The sequence below is a fragment of the Vagococcus salmoninarum genome, assembly GCF_003987495.1.
Lineage (GTDB): Bacteria > Bacillota > Bacilli > Lactobacillales > Vagococcaceae > Vagococcus_D > Vagococcus_D salmoninarum.
Window position 1 is genome coordinate 1 of record NZ_NGJU01000045.1, and the last position, 1,489, is coordinate 1,489.

The window sequence follows — 1,489 nt, forward strand, 5'->3', positions numbered from 1 at the left end:
TAAACTGTACCCTATAGAATGGACACGAAATAAAAAGCGTGCCTTCTGTAGGGTATTTTTGTATGATAAATAAAAAAGGAAGTGACACAAATGGGAATTAATAAGTTTACACCGCAAGAGGTCACAGATTTAGAACTAAATCCATATGTTCAACGAGTCAGTCAGTCTTCCATCACGTACACACAAGCATTTAAAGAGTTGTTTATTTTGAAAGACAATCAGGGAATGATGCCAACCGAGATATTTAGAGAAGCAGGGTTTGATCCAGCTATTTTAAAAGCGAAGCGAATTGATAGTTCCGCCCAAAGATGGCGTAAAAAAGTAACCAATGGCCAAAGTTTAGAAGATGAACGACCTGGAAATAGTGGTTGTCCGAAAACAAAAAATCTAACGGTTGAAGAAGAATTCAAACGTATGAAGGCGCAAATCGCCTATTTAAAAGCTGAGAATGACTTCCTAAAAAAGCTCGAACAAGCAGAAAGAGAGGCGATTTGGAAAGCAAACTTAAAACACAAGAAAAATACGAAGTAATCAAATTATTACGAGAAAAATATGGTCAGCTCCTTCAAATCAATCACCTCTGTGACTTCGCAGGTGTTTCTCGCTCGGGCTACTATCATTATTTGGACTACTCAGCCGTTGAATCGCCAAAAAGTAGACAAGATGAAGCGGATTTTTCGCTCATTTTAAGAGCCTACCGATTTAAAAACCGCAAGAAAGGTGCCCGTCAAATAAAAATGACGCTCGCTACTCAGTTCAATGCAGTGATGAATCTTAAAAAGATTCGTCGCTTAATGAAAAAATTTAAGTTGGTTTGTCCGATTAGAAAGGCAAATCCCTACCGTCGCATGGCTAAATCTATGGACACCAACAGTCGTCATCCCAATCATCTGAATCGTCAATTCAATCCGTCTGTACCTCGCAAAGTCTTTTTAACCGATATTACTTATCTCCACTATCAAAACAAACATGCCTATTTGTCGACAATTAAAGACAGTTGTACGAAAGAAATTGTCGCGTACAAAGTGTCTCATAATCTAAAACTTAATTTCGTGTTAGAAACCTTGAACGATCTAAGCGTCAATCATTTAACTGGCTCAAAAACGCATCGACTCATTCACTCTGACCAAGGATTCCACTACACATCTCACGCTTTCCAAAAACAAATCAAAGAATTAGGTCTCACTCAATCGATGTCTCGTCGAGGTAACTGTTGGGACAACGCACCCCAAGAATCCTTTTATGGACATATGAAAGATGAACTTAATCTCCAGCATTGCCTAACTTTCGATGATGTGGTGACGGAGATCGATGAGTACATGGACTATTACAATAACTATCGTGGACAATGGCATTTAAACAGACTGACACCTCAAAAATATTACGAAACATTCAAAGTATAAAAAAGATGATCCCCAAATTTTGGGAATCATCTTTACACAATTCATACCACTTTTTTTATTATGTCCTTGACATGGGGTACACTTTA

General features: G+C 37.9%; 1 protein-coding gene. It reads left to right on the forward strand.

What is annotated here, in order from left to right:
* Window positions 1–90 precede the first annotated feature (90 nt).
* A protein-coding gene (locus CBF35_RS14825; protein WP_126782605.1) for an IS3 family transposase occupies window positions 91–1,403 on the forward strand; the annotation gives its coding sequence in 2 pieces (ribosomal slippage) (window positions 91–466 and window positions 466–1,403; 1,314 coding nt in all).
* Window positions 1,404–1,489: the final 86 nt, after the last annotated feature.